Origin of the sequence: Fluctibacter corallii, assembly GCF_025751585.1 — a bacterium.
GTDB classification, from domain to species: Bacteria; Pseudomonadota; Gammaproteobacteria; order Enterobacterales; family Alteromonadaceae; genus Fluctibacter_A; species Fluctibacter_A corallii.
On sequence record NZ_JAOWKX010000011.1, the window covers coordinates 58929 to 79447 of the forward strand.

Sequence of the window (20519 nt, forward strand, 5' to 3'; positions counted from 1 at the left end):
TCTAATCACATTAACTTTTCAAATGAGGCCAAGCAATTCAATTCACTTGACCTCACCAGAACTATTTTAACCTGCTATTCATGACATTTTCGCTGTCAACGTTATGCAAGCGTACCTTACCAGAACCGTCATCAAGCAAAGTAAAAGAGGTAGCGGTATCCACATAAATATCGCCGCTAGCATCATCTACTTCTACACTTCCGGTTACCGTGCTGACATTGATGCTACCAGACCCATCATCGATAGAGATATTGCCTGTTACCACTTCAATGTCTATTGAGCCTGAGCCATCATCTAGTTTGATGTCGCCCGTGATAACGCGTAAATCTATGCCACCTGATCCATCTTCAATATCCAAATCACCTGTAATGACATTCGCTGAGATATCTCCTGAACCGTCATTGATTTGAATATCACCCGCGATTGTTTGTAGCGCGATTTTGCCTGAGCCGTCGTGTACTTCAATATCATTTTCAATTTCATCTATATTGATGTCACCAGAGCCATCTTCAATATAGAGTTTGAACGTTGCCGGCACCACAACATCCAGATTAATCATGCGAACATCGTCGTTATCATCTATGATTTTGGCAACCAACACAGCATCATCAGCGTCTTTTCTCAGGCTCAGGCGATACTCTCCCTGCTCGGGATCATCTCCTACTAAGGTTGCCACCACAGATACATCCGTCGCTTTTTTATCGCCGCGAATAGTTAAATAACCCGCTGCTGCATCAACTCGTAAAGTAGAAAGCGCCTTGGCGTCAAGCGTCAGTTCTTGACGCATTTCTGAGTCCCATGCGTTTGCGGCCACCGTCATTGATAGCGCCGCAATACCCATTCCATAAGTCAGTAAAGTTTTCATCATTTTCCCTCATTTTTTATTTTTGTCGCCAATAAGATTGAAAAGGTTTAAATCACAATCCATTTTTTATGCTGTGGGTAAATATTTCGTAATTGGCATCGGCATCATCGCCAGTATAGTATTGCGGCTCTTCGCCCAGTATGCAGACAAAATAAGCAGTGTTGCTCCCACTAGCATGCCTGTTAAGGCGAAGCTGTAACTGACCAAACCGTAATTTTCCAGCACACCTGAGAAGGCATAGATCAAATATACTAACGACGAGACCATTATGGCGCGGCGATCGACTGCGATAGATACCAGTGCCAAGCCAACGTATAACGCTACAGCAACGAGTGAAGCCGCTACACTCGCGTGCCCTTCTAATAGACCTAATGAAGAAAATACTGGGTGAACAATCAGCGGTGCGGCGACCAAATGAAGCCAAAACGCTACGTCGCTAGCACGGGTAATGCGCTGCGTATCTTTGCTATCCCAATACATTGCCAATGCAAACACGAGAATACCAAGTATTGCCATAATCGGTAACACGAAGTCTTCTAGCATTGGCCACATTCTAAACATAGCCCCAACAACCGCTGCGCCCACAGCGGTGATACCCGCGGCAACGGTTATTGGCACACTAAAGCGCTTCCAATGCACAAACGCAGCCACCATAGCCAGCACAGCCGCTAACAAGAGTTGTGAACTTGTCGGCGTTGGTGTTAATGTCAGCGGAATGGCTCCAACAGACGCAATAAACGCCACGAGTAAACCGATTGCAGGTAAAGCCATTCTGCGTTTACGTACAAAAAATTCTGCCAGTCCCCACGCTAACACAGCACAAACTGTTGCCGCCAAGGTTGGAGACACGCCACCGAGCAAGAGCACGGCCGACACTAGCATTAAGCCACTTGCTATCAACACAAAAAAATCATTGAACCCAGATAGCAATCTGAACCCTTCTTCATCCGCATGCGGCACATGTCGCGTTGACGCGATAAACTGCCTAAAAGCCGCAACGGACTCCGATGTAAATACGCGTTCTTCTACCGCTCTGTTTAAATCATCATCTGTATACATACCCTTCCCCTTTGTCGTTCTTTCCCAGTATGCGCCGTGTGCCTATTTGTCGCGCGAATACGCTGTGCATCATGGCGTGTATCTGTTGAATCAGCAAGAGATAGGCCAATTATTTTTTCTATATATTTCAATACGTTAAAAAATGCAGAAGAGAGATTTAATGATTTGACGAAAACAATAGGTGAGACTCACTAAAATGTGACAGTTTTGCCAATCAGATCTACATCCATTTGGTTGTCACACGATTTCTTGCCACATTTACGCTATTTGTTGCTGGTTTTCAGTTAACATGCTCGGCGTATCGATGCCTCGGCGCAACCAGTTTCTACGCGGTGAAAATTGACCACACAAATAGTCAACTTGGTCTGGCAAAATCCGGTGATTACGTAAAAAAAGCTGTTCATACTGATTGGGCTTAAATGGCACGGCAATGAGCGCCATACCCGCTTCTTCTGGTGTACGCGCCCCTTTAATGACATTGCAACGTTTGCAGGCTGTGGCGGCATTGGTCCAATTTTTCCTGCCCCCTCGAGAACGAGGAATAATATGATCCATCGTGAGCTGTCCGCTTTTAAAGCGCCGCCCACAATACAAGCACGTATGATCATCTCTTGCAAAGAGCCATCGATTGCGCAAAGGAATATATCCAACGTTACGAGTCACCTTTCCCCTACAGCCAATAATTGAGGCAATATTCAGGCGGCTTTGTTCTCCTTCTTTATTGGTACCACCCAGCAATAACTTTTTACTCTGACCTAGCTCGAACATAACATTGCCTAAGCAATACTGACGACAGGCTTCCTCGACACTAATCCACTCAACAGGTTGCGCACTTTGATTCAGTTTTAATATATACATGTCTACTCCATCACCTGCGATTAAAGTAATACCTTCATCAGTGTTAGCGACAAATATGACAAAATGAAGTCAACCACTGCCTTAGCAAGCATGCGTACTGAGATATATCACTGTACTTCGCTTCTAAAGAGTGTAGTTGCTTAATCACAGAAAAGAGAAAAACTCACCTAATTCTGCGTCGTGGCGGCACAACTTCTGCACTTTCGATTGCTCAGTTCCTCGCAACATGATCGCCACATGTAGGTAAAAAGTGGGTATTTAAAAATTCAATTGCCTGCGAGTGATATTCTTTTTGAGGCTGAAAATGATTACCCTCGGGCACAACAATATGCTCATGAGCAAAAGAAAATTCATGCTCGCCTAACCTTTTCATCACTTCATCAGACATTTCTTTCGACGGCCACACATGATCATATTCACCCGACACCAATAAAATCGGACCTTGAATATTTTCAACTTTGATTCTGGCCTGCTCGACAGCCGCGTGATCTTCCATTGTGATTTCATATGCGCGCCGAAAATCGCCCATCAATATCGAAGGAATAATTTTTGAAGGTAATGGCACAAACGGGACTTGTTTATCATTAAACATAAAAGACGATGCCTCGCCGTTTGCATACAAACTGGTGCCCGCGTACACAATATGGCTCCCTGCAAATGCTACTGCCCCCTTTATTGTGGGGAAGTATGACGCTAGCGTAAGAGCCAGCTCGGCTCCTTTTGAACCTCCCAATACGGCCACACAACGTGAATTGATATTTGGCGCATGGCGCGCTTTTTCAATCTCCTGATAAATGGCATTGAGAGAGATTCGGTCTAAACTCGCTGGCGTATTTTCAAGACCAAAATACCCTATCGCCAGCATAGCATATCCGGCATCTAGGTATTGTTGGCGCTCGGCTGCTCTTCTGGCAAGGGTCATACCGTTTCCGCCTTCACTGCCGCCAAAGAAAACCAGTAAGGGTTGGTTAGCACTTCCGTTGGCATACAGGCGCGTGTCGACTTGACCATAATTCTTCGGTAACACGCTGGCATCAAAAAACATCGGCGCACCAAATAAGAAACCGATTAGCAATACCAATACACCCAGAAGGCCTAAACCGCTATATTTCAGTACCTTGACCATAGAAACTCCCTTTCATCCAATGATTGCTTTGCCAGCTTATATGATTGGGTTTACGAGATTCAAGGTGGAAATTGTAACAGGGGGAGAATGTGGAAGAACATTACCCCCAGACTGAACCAGCATACTTATCACTTACCTATTAAGATGCAGCTCCAATCCGATTTCAGTATGGGCAGTAGGCCATGTAACTAACACAATTCGGATTAACCAACGTGCAAAAACGTAGCCCAATCACGGGAGCGTAGTATCGCGCCTGCATATAACTCAACCCTATGTCTGTGTCGAATTTATGTCCGGCATAGCCTATGTCGTCGACTTCGCCTTCTATACTGCTGCGGTAAGGACGGTGATTTTGGGTACCATCGGGGTTGGGGATGAAGCCGTCTTTGGCGATCAGTGGAATGCCCAGACTTTGCTAGCCAAGTAAATGTTGTTTACACCGCCTGCGGGGGTGTCTTGATACAGCAATACGTTCGTCATTGATGTTTAAAATGATCATAGTTTTATAAGTTTCCCGCAAATCCGCGCAACTCTGCGGCGGTAATAACAAGGCCATTTGCTTCTAGCGTATCAAGGTATTCAGCAATTGTTTTAGGTGGATTTTTAAGTGCTTTACGGTGACGTTTAATGACCTGACAGACTAAACCAGGATTAAGGTCGAGTTTAAAACGTACAAAATCATCTGGGCTAATTGCTTCGATACCCCATTTGTTTAGCTCATTAGCAGGAAAATCTTTCAAGTTGAACGTTACAATAACCTAAGCGTTACGCTTAATGGCAGCAGCAAGTACATGACGGTCGTCTTTGTCTGGCAGCTGCAACCCCGCTTCTAGCTGTTCAAAATCTTCTACAAGACAATCTCTAACATGACTATTCATTAGAAATTTTGTTCGCTCTAACTGTTCTCTGGTCAGATCTTGCCGGTTCGTTAGCACATTTCTCATCCATTCATCGTGAATTCGTTCAGTCCATCGAGCTGCAAAAATATCTGACACAGCTAAACGCATGAACAAATCACGAAGAGGTGCGGGGTATAAGATGTTGGCATCCAGTAAAGCCGTAAAGCGCATTAGTATCCCATATCTAACTCTTGTGCCTGCTTTGTCAACTCATCCAACGCTTCGAGTCGTTGACTATCGATTCTAGCCTTATAAGTTTGAATGTCTTCAAATCGAACACGTCTATGAGCTCCTTTTTTCACGAAAGGGATATCACCTTGTTCAAGCAGTTTCACCAGATAGGGTCTTGATACATTCAATATGTCAGCGGCTTGCTGTGTAGTCAGCTCAGCATGAATGGGCATCAATGTCATCGCATTGCCCTTGGCCATTTGTATCAAGATCGTTTTGAGCAATTCTAAAGCAGAAGCAGGCAGTACGATTTGCTCACCTTGTTCATCAATGAACTCAATACGTTCATCAAAATCCTGCTCTTGTTTATGGCGGCCTAGTATTTGGGCAAGCACAGGTAAGCCCGCTTTAGCGAGATCTACATCATGCTCTGTTGGGCTAAACACGTTGTCATATTGTCTGTTGGTCATCATTGTCAATTTCTCCATTACGGTCTTAAATACTGCGAACCGTAATTGAAAATATAAACGAAATAGTCGAAAGCAGCAATGTTATTCGAAATAAACGAAATGATCTGTATAAACTTCCCCAGCGTCACTTGCACGTGTCGGATATCTGCATCGTCATCTAGCATAAATATTGTTTACGCCGCCTGCGGGGGTGTCTTGATACAGCAATACGCCGTCTTGGCTGTATACGCTGTAATGTGTGCCTTTGCTGTTCGAGAAAACAATAAAACCTAACGTTAATTAAGCATTAAAACCTATAATAAAGGTTGCACTTAAACCTATAAATGATATAACACTAAAACCTATAGAATAAAACATAGTTCAGAAAAGCATTTTAAGTAATAGTTGGGAGCGAATATGAACGGTATATCACAAAAACTAGCAGATTCGCTTGAACAATTAAAACAACTTCAGGAAGCAGGAGTTGTTGCGATACAGTCAAAGCAACTTAGCCGAGTGCATCGCGAACGGTTACTGAAGCACGGGTTTATTCGCGAAGTTATCCGAGGCTGGTACATACCAGCGATGCCCGATGAAAAGCCGGGCGATAGTACCTCGTGGTATACCTCCTTTTGGGATTTCTGTGCTGCTTATTTGTCAGAGCGGTTCGACAAGTCTTGGTGTCTATCGCCTGAGCAGTCGCTTAGCCTGCATATCGGTGATAAAACAGTTCCTCAACAATTGCTCGTCCGATCACCGAAAGGGAATAACAAGCCCACTGCCTTTTTGCACAACACTTCGATTTTTGATGTCAGATTGAACATGCCTAATGTTGAACACATTGAAAACTTAGAAGGGCTTAACATTTACAGTCTGCCCTCCGCTTTGATCTATTGTTCAGCGAATCAGTTTCAAACTTCACCAATCCGAATGCGTACCGCTTTATCCATGGTGACAGATGCGTCTGATGTGTTGTCTGTTTTACTCGCAGGTAACCACAGCGTGATTGCCGGCCGCATAGCAGGCGCTTTTAGGAATATTGGTCGAGACCTAATCGCAGATAATATAATAAAAGGCATGCAGGCGGCCGATTTTAAAGTACAAGAAGAAGATCCTTTCGCTGAGAAGTTGCAGGTACACTTTGGTCGTAGAGAAGCTTCCCCCTATGTGAATCGCACGCGATTGATGTGGGCACAAATGCGAGAAGATGTTATCGCGCATTTTCCATCGGACGCAAGTAAAGCAATCGATATCAAAGCTTACATGGCCGAAGTGGAAGATAAATTCGTCACCGATGCCTACCACTCATTGTCTATTGAAGGCTATCGTGTTACTCGCGAATTGATTGAACTGGTTCGCTCTGGCAACTGGCAAACGGAGAGCGCTAACGAGAGTAAAAAACACTTAGACGCTATGGCTGCCAAAGGTTATTGGGATGCGTTTCAGGAAGTTAAAAAGTCCGTTCGAACAGTGTTAGAAGGCAAAAATCCTGGTGATGTGTTAGAACAAGCACATAGTGATTGGTTTTTGACTTTATTTAGCCCAAGTGTTGCGGCCGGTATCATTAAGCAATCAGACTTGGCCGGTTACCGCTCAGGGCCTGTCTATATTCGCCAATCTATGCATACGCCACCTAGCCGAGAAGCGGTTCGCGATATGATGCCGACACTATTCGACTTAATCGCCGAAGAGGAAAATGCAGCAGTCAGAGTTGTACTGGGGCACTTTCTTTTCGTTTACATTCACCCTTACTTTGATGGTAACGGCAGGATGGGCAGGTTTATTATGAATTTAATGATGGCCTCAGGCGGTTACCCTTGGACGGTTGTACCTGTTGAACGACGCGATGAATATATGCAGACATTGGAAGCTGCCAGCGTTAACCAAGATATTGTGCCTTTTACTAAGTTCTTAGCGTCATTACTTTAAGTGAGGCAGTAAGTTACTAGAACCGCCCAAAATACTGATTTATTGAGGCTCAAATTATTAAGATTAATACAATGTTACTGCAATTTTCTGGTGATAAAGCCCCTGAAAATGAACCTACCTTTTAAGCTCTATACCACGCTTTAGCTAGCACACCTGCGACTGTAAACCCAAAGCCCCGCTAGTGCGGGGCTTTGGGTTCAGGTATTTATTAATATATCAGCGTTTATCATATTGTTCAGTTTGAAACTCCCCAAAACAATCAACATATAGAATTTCTGAATTACCAAAGAAAATATAGTTTTCATCACTCTCATAATCGTTTGAAATATCGCAAAAAACACAAAGCGTTGTATTGTTTTCAAATATAATATTGAAATCGTGACTTTCTGAGTCGTAATCTACTTCAACAATTCTTTGTGTCAAAAGTGACTCTAGTGCTTTAGCTAGTGCATCATCTCGAATGCCAATATCTCTCCATGAAAAAGTGCCTAATGAATTGGAAACAAGCCTCCACGCACAGTAAACCATTAGTTCATTTCTTAGCTCAGATTCTTGCCAACTCTTCTCTTTCTGTAAGTCATCATTGATAGTAAAGCTAAACTTGACAGCAGACCCTGCACCTTCACCCCAGACACAATTCGAACACTCCAATCCAACTAGGTTTTGTAGTGCTTCTTTTAATTTTTGACTATTAGCCACCACCTTTGATCTCCTCAGCTGTTTCAACAATAGTATGATAATCATACCCCTGTCCGCTAATTTCTTGGTGAAGCTTGTTTTTCTGCTCTTTCGTCAAGCCACCAACGGCATTTGCTGCATCTCTAACTTGTTTGTTTTCTCTTCGAAGCGCATCCGTGCCTTTAGCATTTCCAAGCGAACTAGGCTTTTTACGTAGACCTCCTTTTTTACCATTTAGCTTCGATTTAGCTGCCAATATACCAATTGCTAATAATTCTTCACCTACAGAATTCGCGTCTGCCTCATGCGCAAACTCACCATCTGGGTCTCTCTCACCTTCGGGCACAACTCCAAGATCTAGAGCTTTTAATAGCTCCTCCATTATACGCTGTAGTGTGTGCCTTTACTGTCTTGTACTTTTACGCGGCGGTTATGGCTTGTTAGTGAAAATTGTCTGAGCAGTCAATGAGACGACGACAGCCACGCGAGTGCGAGGCTTTGGATTCGAAAAGAGTGGGTGTCCATTAGTCAATTAATGACTATCCGAATTGGTTTCAGCACCATACATTTCATTATCATGAGTTAATTCTTGGGAAGTGCCTGATGGCAACATACTGTAAGCTTCAACACTTTCACTCTTGTAATCATAATAATCTGCAACTAATCCAAATTCTTCACAGTGAATATCAAAAGCTTTCTTCGAGCAAAAAAATGCAAGGACATGAAGCTTAAAACGTGTATCACCATAATCGAGGAGCGCAGACTCAACAGTACTAATTTTCAGGTAGTGTTTTTTGGCGACTTTGTTCTGATTGCACTTACTGACATACTTAATTGACTTTCTAATACTCCATCTTTTTTTGATTTTAGCTATAAAATTTTTCATTTAGTTCACTGTTCCAAGGAATAGATAAAAGACCAATACTGTTGTTTCTTAGATGCAACGTCGCAAACTCATGTAAATTGCTTGAAATGCTCGGATATTTAATATCGGCGATTTTATCTTTGTGCAATAAGATAGTCTTAGATGGATAAGTGGCAGGTAATTTTATCCTTAAATAAACTTCATCGAGCTGGATAAAGCAAACATCTTTCACATCCCTAAAGAGCAACAATCCTTTGAACCATTCATCAGGATTAACTTCTATTAATGGTGTATCAACCTTATCGAATATTGTAATCGATAGAAAATCTCTGAGTTTACGTTTCCTATTAAAAGCTTTCAAAATACGAGCTAAGAATAAAATCGGCAGCGTTAAACAAAGTGATGCTGGTATTGCCAGTAACGCCGAAACACCAAACCAACTGAAAATGAAAAGTAATAAACAAAATATAAACAGAGATATAAATATCCCTTTAAGTATCACTTTATTCGCAGTTAAGTTAGCGTTTTGCATAGTATTAAGTCTTGGCCTTACTTAAGTTCAAAGTATTTTCTGAACCTAGTTAATGGTTTTTTTGCTTTAGGACGTAATTTTCTTTCGGCCCTTTGCCTATCACCATTTAGTTTACCATCGGTAAGCTCATTATCACCAAATCCACCTTGCATCTCAATTGCCGCGATTTCCATAAGAGCTGCAGCAACTTGATTTTTAATTTCTTTCTGACCATTTTTAGAAAGTTTATCGAATCCCTTTTTGACCTTTTGGACTGTGGTAACAGTCTTTATAGTCGCTTTTACGGCAGCCATGCCAGGGATAGCAATAGAAGCAACTTCCGCCGCTTCAACTCTTTCAGAAGCCTGTTGCTCGAATTCGTTCCTATCTATTTTTTCGTTCTGAAGATCCTCAACGGATTGCTCTTCCAAGCGAGCCAAAGGGCTGTCTTCTCTGCCATCTGGATCTGTGTATCTATACGGATTGTTGTTGGCGTATGCATAACGGTTAAAGCCATGAATCCCATTGTGAGAGCCCATATGCTCTAGAGCATCAACCGGAACATTCGAATAGAAACGACCTATGACTGGATCATAGTATCGTGCCTGCATATAACTCAACCCTAGGTCGGTGTCGAATTTATGTCCGGTATAGCCGATGTCGTCGGCTTCGCCTTCTATGCTGCTGCCGTAAGGACGGTGATTTTGGGTGCCGCCGGGGTTGGGGATGAAGCCGTCTTTGGCGATCAGTTTACTACCCAAGTAAATGTTGTTTACGCCGCCTGCGGGGGTGTCTTGATACAGCAATACGCCGTCTTGGCTATATACGCTGTAGTGTGTTCCCTTGCTGTCTTGTACTTTTACGCGGCGGTTATGGCTTGTTAGTGGGAACCTTCAGAGCAGTCAATGAGAAGGTCGCAGCCCCGCTAGTGCGGGGCTATTGACTCGAAAATCGGCTAACTCTAACTCTTTTTATTCCTCTTCAACTTGATTAGGGATATTCCAAAAAGTGCCTTTGTCTTTTAACGGCGCAAAGTTTTTTATCACAAAAAATCAAAGTAACATTGTCGAAAAAGAACTTGGAATCAAATAAGACAACCCACTTATCAGATAAATCAAACTCTTTTTTATCACCCAATCCGAAATCTGAGTGTATTCGCTTGGGTTCCATTTGATTTTCATCAAACAAATTAACTCGATACTTATCAGTAGTATCTTTTTTATAGATCCTGCTAAGATTTTGCGACATTTTGCTATAAACTTTGGACTTAGAGTCACCAATCCTGAATCCATAATGCTGCCCATGTTGATGGGCTTCATCAATTGATGTGAAATAAACAAACAGGAAAAGTATAACAATTGCCGCAACTGCTATCGATACCAGCAGTTTTACCAGTAAAACGATGAATTCTTGCATAACTACCTTTTATTACGTTGACTAGCTTGGATGTGACACCTTCTAAGGCTCTATAGTTCAAGCCCTTTTCTAGTTAAATACATCGCTATTAATTGGCATTGATGCTAAATAGAGAAAAATGATAAAAAATACAAATATCAATAGCAGTCGAAAAAAAAGTTTCTTATTCATATCAATAATATCTTAATGGCTTTCTAATTTTTTAGATTCGATTCGACCACTAACTCTATGCACTTGAATCCCTTTTACTAAACCTGAACCTTTATTACTTTCAAACTCTTTCGTCATATAGCCACTTACTGAAGTAAGGGAGTTAGCCGTACCATTTGGAGTTACTTTCCCCATAACTGATGTATTACCTTCCATTGCACCAGCTTCATTCAAGACGTCAATAACCATATCAGAACAATTATTACCTATCGGGAAATAGGCACCCGGATCATAATCAGCAAGTATGGCATTAACAACACTCTCCATCGTTTGAGAATCGCTCCCTTCTAGCGTAAACATTGTGGCATCCCTACCACTATCTAGATAGCTTTGAACAGCAGAATCAAAGTCTCCAGTGCCTACTCCACTAATGTTAATCGCAGTAGAATAAGCTTTATTTCCACTACCAAGGAAAGTATGCCCCGCAGCTCCCAGACCAAATCCTGGAGAAACATGCGCAACTCTAACTTCGCGGCCATCAGGGTCAGTGTATTTATACGGATTGTTGTTGGCGTATGCATAACGGTTAAAGCCATGAATCCCGTTGTGAGTGCCCATATGCTCTAAAACATCAACCGGATCATTCGAATAAAAACGCCCGATAACTGGATCATAGTATCGTGCCTGCATATAACTCAACCCTAGGTCGGTGTCGAATTTATGCCCGGTATAGCCGATGTCGTCGGCTTCGCCTTCTATGCTGCTACCGTAGGGGCGGTGATTTTGCGTACCGCCGGGGTTGGGGATGAAGCCGTCTTTGGCGATCAGTTTACTACCCAAGTAAATGTTGTTTACGCCGCCTGCGGGGGTGTCTTGATACAGCAATACGCCGTCTTGGCTGTATACGCTGTAATGTGTGCCGTTGCTATCTTTTACTTTTACGCGGCAATTATGGCTTGTTAGTGGAAATTGTCAGAGGCAATAGTCAGACGGTGACAGCCCCGCGAGTGCGGGGCAATGTGGTTGGATTAAATTGGGGTCAAAAGCATCCAGGCTATTTAAATAGTCTATATGCAACCAGATGAAAAATCCCAAATGGAATAACCCAGAACCAAGAAATTCCAAAGTACATACAAACAAACATTGCTTTAACGGCAATAACAAACGTAACCCTGATAACATTTTTCTGTTTTTTCGATATTGAATATTGCGCTCGTTTAAAATTTGCTAACCGATCAAATATCATTTTTTGTATATTCCTCACCCAATTTTGGCCATTAATTTTCATGGATTGATAGCTACTACTGCAAAACAATATAATTTAGTGAGATGACCAACTTACCTCTTTGCAGCAACGACATCAAAAAATAAATAATCGACTTACTCTTCAGCTAACTTTTTTGAATCTAGCCTTCCAAAGACACGATATATACCTGTAACTTCTCTACTAACTGAAAAACTAGCAGGTAAAGGGCTAACACCGAGTTCAAAGCCACCTGCTCCTTTACAACTAGGAATGCCTGTACCCTGCGCAGTATCGAAAAAGGAGCCTGATATAGAACCTGGTCCTTGGCCGATTTCAAGCTGAGTAGATGTTCCGCCAAAATCGCTCGCAGAACCGAAAGTGTATTCGAACGCTACACCTAACGATATATCGAATCCTGCTGACCCTCTGTAACTGCCAATCAAACCTACTCCTTCGACATTAAGAAATGAATCGAGGATTGCAGTACCTGGGCTAAAAGGACTTTCAGCCACTGCATTAAATACATCACTAAAAGATGGAATACGAGGTTCAAACTGAACTACGACTCCACCCGATAGTCCCCCGCCCGTGGGCACCAAAGCGTTGAATATAGGAGCACCAACCAAATCCAAGTCAACTTGTATCGCGACTGCGTCTTTTCCATCAGGATCAATATATTTATATGGATTATTATTAGCATACGTGTAGCGATTGAAGTTATGAACACTATCGAACCCAACCGGATCATTCGAATAAAAACGCCCGATAACGGGATCATAGTATCGTGCCTGCATATAACTCAACCCTAGGTCGGTGTCGAATTTATGTCCGGTATAACCGATGTCGTCGGCTTCGCCTTCTATGTTGCTGCCGTAAGGACGGTGATTTTGGGTGCCGCCGGGGTTGGGGATGAAGCCGTCTTTGGCGATCAGTGGAATTCCCAGACTTTGCTACCCAAGTAAATGTTGTTTACGCCGCCTGCGGAGGTGTCTTGATACAGCAATACGCCGTCTTGGCTGTATACGCTGTAATGTGTTCCCTTGCTGTCTTTTACTTTCAAGCGGCAATTATGGCTTGTTAGTGAAAATCGTCAGAGGCAATAGTCAGACGGAGACAGCCCCGCGAGAGCGAGGCTTTGGATGCAAATATTAACCTGAATCAACACTATTTTTCGGAATTAGTCTTCATCCTCAGAAAAGTAAATTTCATGGTGAAATCTAATATCCTCTGAGTTTGATATGTTCACAATCTGAGATAACTCTTCGCTATTTCCGTAAAGCTTGTAAGTACTAACATACGAAAATACTTTTACATTTTCGTTGCTAGCTCTCATTTGTTTTTTTAGATACTCAAAATCACATTGTACATTTAAGCTATTTACAAGTAAGTTCATATTTTCAGCTAAATCTTTATAGTTGCTTAAACCAACAATGTATTTATGAATAGCTAGTAACTTTTCCGTTGAAAGACGACATAAAACCGAAATAACCCTCAACCTAATTCTCTCAGACGGATCTTTAAGATGCTTGATTAATGATACAATCTGCTCCTCATTTGGATCACAATTAAAGAAACAATCACAAACCTCATCTCTTACTTCTTCCCATGGTGATTCTAATAGGTCAAATATATATGGGGAAAATATAGGCTTGGCACCATCTCCTTCTTGTGTGGCTATAAAAGTTGCTACCACTTGACAATTTTTATCATTTTCTAACAGTAATGGAATTAAATCTCGAACGTCTTCCATTTTATTATGTAGAGAACATATAGCGTCATGCCTTTCTTCTAAATCCTCTACAAATTCATTATTGAGAAACATTTCTCTCAATTCGATAAAAGAAAGTCTTTTTATTTTCTCTTTATCCATTTTTTTAATCTATTTCCTTAAGCTTTCGCTCATTTCTCTGTAAACCTTCATCTTCCATTTTGATTCTTTTCTGGTGTTCAACTCCACTTTTATCATTCTTATTTCTTGTTCTTTTACGATCGGCTCGCCTAGTTTTCAAACTAGTTTTCAAACTAGTTTTAAGATTGCATCGCGCACACTCCATTGCTTCTTTATCACCACTATTAGCAATGCTATTAATCGTATCCTTCACATCGTCAAATTTTCCTTTTGTACTCTCACCCATACCACCAGATTTCATATCTAGGTTACACTTGGTCACATAATAAGTATGGAAATCCGCAACGGTGAAATTATATGTAAGAGCCTGACGTTTTTCGTCAACTACACTAATAACTTTCATAGGGCCGTTACCGTCAGTCTCTATGTAGTCACCATCATTAAGCTCAATGGTTGTTTTCCATCCAGAGTCTACGACGCAAAACGGATGATCATCTGTAGCTTCAATTTTTTGAATGAAACCATCTTTTCCTTGGAGTTTAATTTCATAGATACCGCGATCAGGTTCGTTAAATATTTTAACTACAGGCTTCCAATCCTGCTCACCAGTTTCAACGTCTTTTGCCCATAACTTTTCACCAAGCTTAACGTCTTCTATGTTTTTATAGCCGTCTTCAGTTAGAACTTGAGTTCCCGCTACGAGACAACACGATCTTTTGCCAGCTTTACCAGCTCTCGCTGCCAGCCCCAAGCCTGTAGCCCCCGGTATTAATGCTCCAGCAACATTAGCCCAAAGAAGCTGAATTAGTCTCGTTAACACCATTAACTGCCATGTCGCCCAAATCATATGCAATTAGAGCAACATCAATGATAGTGTCTAAGAACTCCCCATTAGGATCAGTATACTTATAAGGATTGTTATTAACGTATAAGTAGCGGTTAAAGCCATGAATCCCATTGTGAGAGCCCATATGCTCTAGAGCATCAACCGGATCATTCGAATAGAAACGACCTATGACTGGATCATAGTATCGTGCCTGCATATAACTCAACCCTAGGTCGGTATCGAATTTATGTCCGGTATAGCCTATGTCGTCGACTTCGCCTTCTATACTGCTGCCGTAAGGGCGGTGATTTTGGGTGCCGCCGGGGTTGGGGATGAAGCCGTCTTTGGCGATCAGTGGAATTCTCAGGCTTTGTTATCCAAGTAAATGTTGTTTACGCCGCCTGCGGGGGTGTATTGATACAGCAATACGCCGTCTTGGCTATATACGCTGTAGTGTGTGCCCTCGCTGTCTTGTACTTTTAACCGGCAGTTGTGGCTTGTTAGTGAAAATTGTCAGAGGGCAATAGTCAGACGGTGGCAGCCCCGCTAGTGCGGGGCTTGGATACAAATTAGAGAGGAATACTATACTGAATTGATATACCGCAGTCTTCGCCATAATCGAGTGATAAAAAAATGTGCTTTGCCGTTTTTTTATCAATGTTAAACCAAGCTATCGCTTTATCCTCTTCAACTGTAAACCTCAACGGAATAGAAAAACCATTGTCGCCATAGTCATTTATCTCTTTGTGCAAAATAACACCTGTTATTCCATTACCTCGAATTTCGTGAGGTGCATTTAAAACAATCGTTAGCAAAGAGTTATTTTTAGTTACCTCTATATGAACAAGGCTTTTATATACTTTACTTTGTTCAATTATAGATTTTTCACTAATTACACAACTCGTTGCATTGCAGCCAAAACTAACTAAGCTAAAAAAAATTAACAGAATAAGCTTAATCATGGAAACACCTTACTCATTATGTGATCAGGATTAGTAACAGTTAGTTAATTATTCCTATCATTCCAAAAATTAGTAAAAATAACCAGGCCAAGAGAAGTGTAAAATTTAAGCCAAAAATTACACTCTTTGAATTTGATTTAAGAAAGTAACTTACTAACGAAGTAGCCACGAGCAAAGAAATAGCGCTTACAACAGTGCTAGTTTGTAAAAGCAAAAGCTGGTCGTGCCTCCAATTCTTCGATACCATTACAGACATATCAAAAGCTATTAACGAAAAATACCCGATAGAGCAGAGCGTTGCTAAAGACGTGATAGTTAGAGCAAATTTTTGCATAGCGCTACCGATCCTGTTCTTTAAGCTTTTGAGATTCTATTCGTCCACTCACTTTTACGACTTTCAACTGGCCAAATCTTGTAGACGATTCCGTCGAACTAGCAAACGGATTCCTAGATTTACTATTTACCGTCACTTCGCTAGTTGATGTCTGACTCAGCATATCATTAACTTGAGACCAATCTTCATCACCTTTAGCGGCTATACACCCGATGGTTAGGCCCGGTTCATGAAGCCTAAACAAGTCTCTGCCTGTTGCATCATGAGTATCATTACCATAGACCACATCCAGAGGCTCTAGCCGGAAAAAGTTCTCTCTTGGAGTGCACAAAATGTCGTATACGCCTACTTCGATAGGCGCTCCAAAAGGCTTGCCTCCAGACTCAGCACTTACTCTTATTCTTTGTCCTGTATTTCTATCTCTCATAATAAGAACACCAGTATCAATATTGTATACGGCCCTAACTTCTTCTCCATCAGGGTCAACATATTTGTACCGGTTGTTATTAGCATATGCATAGCGATTGAATCCATGAGCCCCGCCCGGACCTCCTAAGTGTTCAATTGAACCAACCGGATCATTCGAATAGAAACGACCTATGACTGGATCATAGTATCGTGCCTGCATATAACTCAACCCTAGGTCGGTGTCGAATTTATGTCCGGTATAGCCGATGTCGTCGGCTTCGCCTTCTATGCTGCTGCCGTAAGGACGGTGATTTTGGGTGCCGCCGGGGTTGGGGATGAAGCCGTCTTTGGCGATCAGTGGAATTCCCAGACTTTGCTACCCAATTAAATGTTGTTTACGCCGCCTGCGGGGGTGTCTTGATACAGCAATACGCCGTCTTGGCTGTATACGCTGTAATGTGTGCCTTCGCTGTCTTGTACTTTTACGCGGCGGTTATGGTTTGTTAGTGAAAATTGTCAGAGGCAGTAGTCAGACGGTGACAACCCCGCGAGTGCGGGGCTTTGGATTCAATTACTGAGTTGATTCACTCTATGTCAATTACTGCTCGAATTTTTAAGGACGAACATTCAACTAAAAGCTGTAGAGTGAACCCCATATCAAAGATACCATCAGAAAAGTGCAGCTGTATCGAATCAGAATAACCTCGATTGTTCGTAAGTAACCACCCCCAACTCAAAGGCTTTCCAATAGCACTTTTCCATACATTTGATCTACTAACGTCCTGTTTTGACAAGTCGTTTAACTCTTCTAAAGTTCCAATTATTAAGCTAATAGAATCATCTTCCATAGCAAGCAACGAGATTACATTGCCTGCAAAGGTTAACTCAAAAGCACCATTGTCATCGCCTAACTCTTTGTCGTAGAGCCTTACAACTTTACTTAAAGGCGCACCGCTATCCACTAACTTATCAATAATCTCCATCATATCCTTATTTCCCTCCATATTTTTGGGATTTCTTGGATGCTTGCTTAATAATTTTCATCGCCGTTTCTGCTTTTTTATCTCCTGCCGCAGCCATATTCGCAAGTTGACCTACAGTTAGCGAGCTATATTCCCCCAATTGGTTTACTTGGCTTGCCCCACCACCTCTTTGCTTAAACGCTTCAGCAGCTGATTTATCTTTTAGACCACCTAAGTTACCAATTTTTTTCTTACCGCCACCAGTTAGTTTTGCTTTTGCCGCAATAATTCCAATAGCAAGAACTTCTTCACCTATAGAGTTTTCGTCAGCCGAATGCGCAAACTCACCATCTGGGTCTCTCTCACCTTCGGGCACAACTCCAAGATCTAGAGCTTTTAGTAGCTCCTCCATTAGAGGTTCTAATATATCAGTTAATTCATCCTGTGCTTGACAAGAAATTTCAGAGTCTGATTGCTCTTCAGAGCACATTCCTGTGGGGTCAATAAATCGATAGGGGTTATTGTTAGCATACGCATAGCGATTGAAACTAAGAACATCGCGATATCCAACCGGATCATTCGAATAAAACCGCCCAATCACTGGATCATAGTATCGTGCCTGCATATAACTCAACCCTAGGTCGGTGTCGAATTTATGCCCGGTATAGCCGATGTCGTCGGCTTCGCCCTCTATGCTGCTGCCGTAAGGACGGTGATTTTGGGTGCCGCCGGGGTTGGGGATGAAGCCGTCTTTGGCGATCAGTTTACTACCCAAGTAAATGTTGTTTACGCCGCCTGCGGGGGTGTCTTGATACAGCAATACGTCGTCTTGGCTGTATACGCTGTAGTGTGTGCCTTCGCTGTCTTGTACTTTTACGCGGCGGTTATGGCTTGTTAGTGAAAACCTTCAGAGCAGTCAATGAGACGGTGGCAGCCCCGCGAGTGCGAGGCTATAGGGTTGGATTCAATAAAGTGCAAAATTTCTATTTGTCCAAATTTAACTTGAGAGTCAGAAATTTATACTGACCTTATTTTTTTATTTCTTACTTATCAGGCTAACCTTTAATTTTGTATTGATACAATCGATCAGCCAGAAACTTATAACAGGGATCTCCAGATTCAACGGCATCAATATCGAAAGTCTTTGCAGAAACAAATAATCCGCTTTCAGATACAAACATTGAGCTTAGTACTATGTAAACTCCATCTTTAGTAACGTAAACTTTGTTTGGATTTAAGTCACTAATTTCCGAGTAGCCAGTTGTATCAATTTCTACTCCTAACAGACTGTTAGTGCTCATAACAGTATCTGCTTCTTTGGTAATGCTTTCCATTTGTTCAGATGATAATTCTGTGTTTTTTGAACATGAGTGTATGCTCAAAGAAAAGAAAAGTACCAGTATCAATCTAATCATAAGTGTTACCCAACAACTTATTAAAAATCTTGGCGAGCTGGGATAGGTAAAAACCAAACCCAACTCCAGCTAAATGACTTATCGCAGTTTACAAAGCCCAAATCATCTAAAGTTAGTTTTGTTCATCTAGTTTTCTGGACTCGATCCTTCCTGCAACCCTAAAGACACCGCTAAATCCATTACTGGCTCCACCTGCATCAGTCGCTGGTAAGTTAGCGGTCCCTGCTACTGGATCTGAAGGATCTCTTGCGCCAACGTCGTCGAGGAAACTATTTAAACTGGAAGAGATCCCCTTTGCCCCACTTAGATAATCATCACCAAACATTGCGCCTGCGGCATTACTAGGCAAATCTTCTTGTGAAAAAGCACTACGGTAATCACCCTCAGACTCGTTCAAGTATTGAACTATTTCAACTCCCAGCCCCATAATCTCGGCGGTCACGCTGCCGACTCCGTAAGATAACTCCGCTGCGGCACCGAAGTGCCGTAAATCTACCCATCCAAAATTGTCAGTGAATAAATATCGATTAGAATTTCCGGCTCTGTTAGCTGAAAGGGCGGCCATCGCTTGCGCACCATTGAGACCAGCAGCTTCATATTTAGCTACTTCATCTCTTAAAGACTGAATCGTCGCCACTCCTGCTTGATTTGGAGCCTTCCCGTCGGGGTCAACATACTTATAAGGATTGTTGTTGGCGTACGCATATCTATTAAAGCTATGCACATCTCTGAATCCTATAGGATCGTTGCTATAAAACCGCCCGATAACTGGATCATAATATCGTGCCTGCATATAACTCAACCCTAGGTCGGTGTCGAATTTATGTCCGGTATAGCCGATGTCGTCGGCTTCGCCCTCTATGCTGCTGCCGTATGGACGGTGATTTTGGGTGCCGCCGGGGTTGGGGATGAAGCCGTCTTTGGCGATCAGTGGAATTCCCAGACTTTGCTACCCAAATAAATGTTGTTTACGCCGCCTGCGGGGGTGTCTTGATACAGCAATACGCCGTCTTGGCTGTATACGCTGTAGTGTGTGCCTTCGCTGTCTTGTACTTTTACGCGGCAGTTATGGCTTGTTAGAGGGAACCTTCATAGCAGTCAATGAGAAGGTCGCAGCCCCGCTAGTGCGAGGCTTGGATTCAAATTAAGAGGTTAATAAATGCTCACTCAATCAGACGTACTTATGCAAAAACTCTTCGCAATATTCCAAAGTTAACTTGCCTTGTAAGCACGGGTTGGCTAATTTGTGCATAACTTCGTCTAGTATTTCGTCATCTTCTTCAAAAAATTCAATGTCCTCTCTACCCTCAATTAAGTTTGCCCATTTCTCAATTTCATCTTCAGTTTTCGCTCCTTTAATAAACAATGTAAGAGCTTTCGCAACGTCTTTTAACGTGAGAACAACTTGTTCTCCATCATAATCAAAACAGAACTTAGACAACTTATTTGAAACATCATCTAAATCTTCGGGAAATTCAATCAATAACTGAACCGCTTGCAAACGTTCCATTATTTATACCCCTAGCTTTATTAGCATCAGT

At 42.2% G+C, this 20519-nt stretch carries 27 protein-coding genes; 2 read left to right on the top strand and 25 right to left on the bottom strand.

Features of this window, described 5'->3' with window-relative positions:
* Nucleotides 1-61: 61 nt before the first annotated feature.
* From OE749_RS17320 to OE749_RS17350, 7 genes are all read right to left on the bottom strand, one after another.
* Nucleotides 62-868 (bottom strand): DUF4097 family beta strand repeat-containing protein, encoded by an 807-nt coding sequence (locus tag OE749_RS17320; RefSeq protein ID WP_263713747.1) that lies wholly within the window; start codon nucleotides 866-868, stop codon nucleotides 62-64.
* Between the two features lie 63 nt (nucleotides 869-931).
* A complete protein-coding gene (locus tag OE749_RS17325; protein WP_263713748.1) occupies nucleotides 932-1924 on the bottom strand; it encodes a hypothetical protein in 993 nt (330 codons plus the stop codon).
* 258 nt (nucleotides 1925-2182) lie between these two features.
* Complete coding sequence (locus OE749_RS17330; RefSeq protein ID WP_263713749.1) at nucleotides 2183-2782, bottom strand: HNH endonuclease; 600 nt, start codon at nucleotides 2780-2782, stop codon at nucleotides 2183-2185.
* Between the two features lie 211 nt (nucleotides 2783-2993).
* Complete coding sequence (locus OE749_RS17335) at nucleotides 2994-3908, bottom strand: acyl-CoA thioester hydrolase/BAAT C-terminal domain-containing protein (RefSeq protein WP_263713750.1); 915 nt, start codon at nucleotides 3906-3908, stop codon at nucleotides 2994-2996.
* Nucleotides 3909-4411: 503 nt separating this feature from the next.
* Complete coding sequence (locus tag OE749_RS17340; protein WP_263713751.1) at nucleotides 4412-4648, bottom strand: hypothetical protein; 237 nt, start codon at nucleotides 4646-4648, stop codon at nucleotides 4412-4414.
* Nucleotides 4649-4666: 18 nt separating this feature from the next.
* The gene (locus tag OE749_RS17345) at nucleotides 4667-4978 is read right to left on the bottom strand and encodes a PIN domain-containing protein (RefSeq protein ID WP_263713752.1); all 312 of its coding nucleotides are present in this window, start codon (nucleotides 4976-4978) and stop codon (nucleotides 4667-4669) included.
* Nucleotides 4978-5451: a helix-turn-helix domain-containing protein gene (locus tag OE749_RS17350; RefSeq protein WP_263713753.1), complete on the bottom strand. Its 474-nt coding sequence runs from the start codon at nucleotides 5449-5451 to the stop codon at nucleotides 4978-4980. The genes OE749_RS17345 and OE749_RS17350 overlap by 1 nt, the downstream gene beginning before the upstream one ends.
* Before the next feature lie 393 nt (nucleotides 5452-5844).
* Between OE749_RS17350 and OE749_RS17355 the strand changes: the two genes are divergently transcribed.
* Nucleotides 5845-7356, top strand: a complete 1512-nt coding sequence (locus OE749_RS17355; protein WP_263713754.1) for a Fic family protein — start codon at nucleotides 5845-5847, stop codon at nucleotides 7354-7356.
* A 216-nt stretch (nucleotides 7357-7572) separates the two neighbouring features.
* Here OE749_RS17355 and OE749_RS17360 read toward each other — a convergent pair whose 3' ends face one another.
* The 17 genes from OE749_RS17360 to OE749_RS17440 form a co-directional block, all read right to left on the bottom strand.
* Nucleotides 7573-8055 carry a hypothetical protein gene (locus tag OE749_RS17360; RefSeq protein ID WP_263713755.1) on the bottom strand — a complete coding sequence of 161 codons (483 nt, stop codon included), beginning with the start codon at nucleotides 8053-8055 and terminating at the stop codon, nucleotides 7573-7575.
* Entirely contained in the window at nucleotides 8048-8416 is a 369-nt protein-coding gene (locus tag OE749_RS17365; RefSeq protein ID WP_263713756.1) for a hypothetical protein, read from the bottom strand. Before OE749_RS17365 ends, OE749_RS17360 begins: the two co-directional genes overlap by 8 nt.
* Nucleotides 8417-8566: 150 nt before the next feature.
* On the bottom strand, nucleotides 8567-8920 hold the full coding sequence (locus tag OE749_RS17370) for a hypothetical protein (RefSeq protein WP_263713757.1): 354 nt from the start codon (nucleotides 8918-8920) through the stop codon (nucleotides 8567-8569).
* The gene (locus OE749_RS17375; RefSeq protein WP_263713758.1) at nucleotides 8901-9431 is read right to left on the bottom strand and encodes a hypothetical protein; all 531 of its coding nucleotides are present in this window, start codon (nucleotides 9429-9431) and stop codon (nucleotides 8901-8903) included. Before OE749_RS17375 ends, OE749_RS17370 begins: the two co-directional genes overlap by 20 nt.
* A 17-nt stretch (nucleotides 9432-9448) precedes the next feature.
* The gene (locus OE749_RS17380) at nucleotides 9449-10216 is read right to left on the bottom strand and encodes an RHS repeat-associated core domain-containing protein (protein WP_263713759.1); all 768 of its coding nucleotides are present in this window, start codon (nucleotides 10214-10216) and stop codon (nucleotides 9449-9451) included.
* Nucleotides 10217-10400: 184 nt separating this feature from the next.
* Entirely contained in the window at nucleotides 10401-10826 is a 426-nt protein-coding gene (locus OE749_RS17385; protein ID WP_263713760.1) for a hypothetical protein, read from the bottom strand.
* 183 nt (nucleotides 10827-11009) lie between these two features.
* Nucleotides 11010-11861, bottom strand: a complete 852-nt coding sequence (locus OE749_RS17390) for an RHS repeat-associated core domain-containing protein (protein WP_263713761.1) — start codon at nucleotides 11859-11861, stop codon at nucleotides 11010-11012.
* Nucleotides 11862-12356: 495 nt separating this feature from the next.
* Nucleotides 12357-13166, bottom strand: coding sequence for an RHS repeat-associated core domain-containing protein (locus OE749_RS17395; protein ID WP_318527895.1), 810 nt, complete (start codon nucleotides 13164-13166; stop codon nucleotides 12357-12359).
* 233 nt (nucleotides 13167-13399) lie between these two features.
* On the bottom strand, nucleotides 13400-14092 hold the full coding sequence (locus OE749_RS17400) for a HEAT repeat domain-containing protein (protein ID WP_263713764.1): 693 nt from the start codon (nucleotides 14090-14092) through the stop codon (nucleotides 13400-13402).
* Nucleotides 14093-14096: 4 nt separating this feature from the next.
* A complete protein-coding gene (locus OE749_RS17405) occupies nucleotides 14097-14894 on the bottom strand; it encodes an HINT domain-containing protein (protein WP_263713765.1) in 798 nt (265 codons plus the stop codon).
* Complete coding sequence (locus OE749_RS17410; RefSeq protein ID WP_318527896.1) at nucleotides 14857-15264, bottom strand: RHS repeat-associated core domain-containing protein; 408 nt, start codon at nucleotides 15262-15264, stop codon at nucleotides 14857-14859. The genes OE749_RS17405 and OE749_RS17410 overlap by 38 nt, the downstream gene beginning before the upstream one ends.
* 202 nt (nucleotides 15265-15466) lie before the next feature.
* A complete protein-coding gene (locus OE749_RS17415; RefSeq protein ID WP_263713766.1) occupies nucleotides 15467-15859 on the bottom strand; it encodes a hypothetical protein in 393 nt (130 codons plus the stop codon).
* Nucleotides 15860-16197: 338 nt separating this feature from the next.
* Nucleotides 16198-16971 carry an RHS repeat-associated core domain-containing protein gene (locus OE749_RS17420; protein WP_318527897.1) on the bottom strand — a complete coding sequence of 258 codons (774 nt, stop codon included), beginning with the start codon at nucleotides 16969-16971 and terminating at the stop codon, nucleotides 16198-16200.
* 214 nt (nucleotides 16972-17185) lie between these two features.
* Entirely contained in the window at nucleotides 17186-17587 is a 402-nt protein-coding gene (locus OE749_RS17425) for a DUF6334 family protein (protein WP_263713767.1), read from the bottom strand.
* Nucleotides 17588-17591: 4 nt separating this feature from the next.
* On the bottom strand, nucleotides 17592-18383 hold the full coding sequence (locus OE749_RS17430; RefSeq protein WP_263713768.1) for an RHS repeat-associated core domain-containing protein: 792 nt from the start codon (nucleotides 18381-18383) through the stop codon (nucleotides 17592-17594).
* A gap of 235 nt (nucleotides 18384-18618) precedes the next feature.
* Complete coding sequence (locus OE749_RS17435) at nucleotides 18619-18978, bottom strand: hypothetical protein (protein ID WP_263713769.1); 360 nt, start codon at nucleotides 18976-18978, stop codon at nucleotides 18619-18621.
* A gap of 112 nt (nucleotides 18979-19090) precedes the next feature.
* A complete protein-coding gene (locus OE749_RS17440; RefSeq protein WP_318527898.1) occupies nucleotides 19091-19840 on the bottom strand; it encodes an RHS repeat-associated core domain-containing protein in 750 nt (249 codons plus the stop codon).
* On the opposite strand from OE749_RS17440, the gene OE749_RS17445 reads away from it, so the two are divergent.
* Nucleotides 19802-19939, top strand: a complete 138-nt coding sequence (locus OE749_RS17445) for a hypothetical protein (RefSeq protein ID WP_263713770.1) — start codon at nucleotides 19802-19804, stop codon at nucleotides 19937-19939. The two genes, OE749_RS17440 and OE749_RS17445, sit on opposite strands and share 39 nt — an antisense overlap.
* A gap of 210 nt (nucleotides 19940-20149) precedes the next feature.
* Here the strand turns inward: OE749_RS17445 and OE749_RS17450 are convergent, their stop codons facing one another.
* Nucleotides 20150-20488 (bottom strand): hypothetical protein, encoded by a 339-nt coding sequence (locus tag OE749_RS17450; RefSeq protein ID WP_263713771.1) that lies wholly within the window; start codon nucleotides 20486-20488, stop codon nucleotides 20150-20152.
* Nucleotides 20489-20519: the final 31 nt, after the last annotated feature.

Excerpts from the sequence above, each read along its gene's own strand:
- OE749_RS17385 (WP_263713760.1), bottom strand. The coding sequence starts at position 10,826 with ATGCAAGAATTCATCGTTTTACTGGTAAAACTGCTGGTATCGATAGCA.
- OE749_RS17370 (WP_263713757.1), bottom strand. The coding sequence starts at position 8,920 with ATGAAAAATTTTATAGCTAAAATCAAAAAAAGATGGAGTATTAGAAAG.
- OE749_RS17450 (WP_263713771.1), bottom strand. The coding sequence starts at position 20,488 with ATGGAACGTTTGCAAGCGGTTCAGTTATTGATTGAATTTCCCGAAGAT.
- OE749_RS17320 (WP_263713747.1), bottom strand. The coding sequence starts at position 868 with ATGATGAAAACTTTACTGACTTATGGAATGGGTATTGCGGCGCTATCA.
- OE749_RS17445 (WP_263713770.1), top strand. The coding sequence starts at position 19,802 with ATGTCCGGTATAGCCGATGTCGTCGGCTTCGCCCTCTATGCTGCTGCC.
- OE749_RS17325 (WP_263713748.1), bottom strand. The coding sequence starts at position 1,924 with ATGTATACAGATGATGATTTAAACAGAGCGGTAGAAGAACGCGTATTT.
- OE749_RS17400 (WP_263713764.1), bottom strand. The coding sequence starts at position 14,092 with ATGGATAAAGAGAAAATAAAAAGACTTTCTTTTATCGAATTGAGAGAA.
- OE749_RS17335 (WP_263713750.1), bottom strand. The coding sequence starts at position 3,908 with ATGGTCAAGGTACTGAAATATAGCGGTTTAGGCCTTCTGGGTGTATTG.
- OE749_RS17375 (WP_263713758.1), bottom strand. The coding sequence starts at position 9,431 with ATGCAAAACGCTAACTTAACTGCGAATAAAGTGATACTTAAAGGGATA.
- OE749_RS17415 (WP_263713766.1), bottom strand. The coding sequence starts at position 15,859 with ATGATTAAGCTTATTCTGTTAATTTTTTTTAGCTTAGTTAGTTTTGGC.
- OE749_RS17435 (WP_263713769.1), bottom strand. The coding sequence starts at position 18,978 with ATGATTAGATTGATACTGGTACTTTTCTTTTCTTTGAGCATACACTCA.
- OE749_RS17350 (WP_263713753.1), bottom strand. The coding sequence starts at position 5,451 with ATGATGACCAACAGACAATATGACAACGTGTTTAGCCCAACAGAGCAT.
- OE749_RS17365 (WP_263713756.1), bottom strand. The coding sequence starts at position 8,416 with ATGGAGGAGCTATTAAAAGCTCTAGATCTTGGAGTTGTGCCCGAAGGT.
- OE749_RS17355 (WP_263713754.1), top strand. The coding sequence starts at position 5,845 with ATGAACGGTATATCACAAAAACTAGCAGATTCGCTTGAACAATTAAAA.
- OE749_RS17330 (WP_263713749.1), bottom strand. The coding sequence starts at position 2,782 with ATGTATATATTAAAACTGAATCAAAGTGCGCAACCTGTTGAGTGGATT.
- OE749_RS17345 (WP_263713752.1), bottom strand. The coding sequence starts at position 4,978 with ATGCGCTTTACGGCTTTACTGGATGCCAACATCTTATACCCCGCACCT.
- OE749_RS17405 (WP_263713765.1), bottom strand. The coding sequence starts at position 14,894 with ATGGTGTTAACGAGACTAATTCAGCTTCTTTGGGCTAATGTTGCTGGA.
- OE749_RS17425 (WP_263713767.1), bottom strand. The coding sequence starts at position 17,587 with ATGATGGAGATTATTGATAAGTTAGTGGATAGCGGTGCGCCTTTAAGT.